Here is a 321-nt window from a genome sequence, read left to right as displayed (position 1 = left end):
ATTGGATGAACAAAGCCATGGTGGCGGTGTTTTTGTTGTGGGTTTGGGTGTTGCGGGTAAAGGAGTGTCCGCAGTGGGTGCAGCGCCAACGGGTGGTTGATTTGCTGGTGGTGCCGTTTTTCTTTGTGTTGTTGCCGCATAGTGGGCAGCTGGGGCGGTTGGTGGTCATCCTTTAATCCAACCGGTGTGCGGTTAGCACAAATGTGGCCGGAGGTGCGGGATGGTGTGGGTAATAGCTTTCGGGGAGCTATTCTTTGGTGATTTGTGGTGTGTGGTCTGGGGTTATGGTGGCATGCGGACACACTTTTCTTTACTTAACCC

1 pseudogene is annotated in these 321 nt (G+C 53.3%); it reads right to left on the bottom strand.

What is annotated here, in order from left to right:
• Positions 1-169, bottom strand: a pseudogene (locus tag HMPREF2562_RS10680) (IS256 family transposase); the annotation flags it as partial.
• Positions 170-321: the final 152 nt, after the last annotated feature.

Source organism: Corynebacterium sp. HMSC077G07 (genome assembly GCF_001809225.1).
Lineage (GTDB): Bacteria > Actinomycetota > Actinomycetes > Mycobacteriales > Mycobacteriaceae > Corynebacterium > Corynebacterium jeikeium_D.
This window is presented reverse-complemented; position numbering and strand designations above follow the sequence as displayed.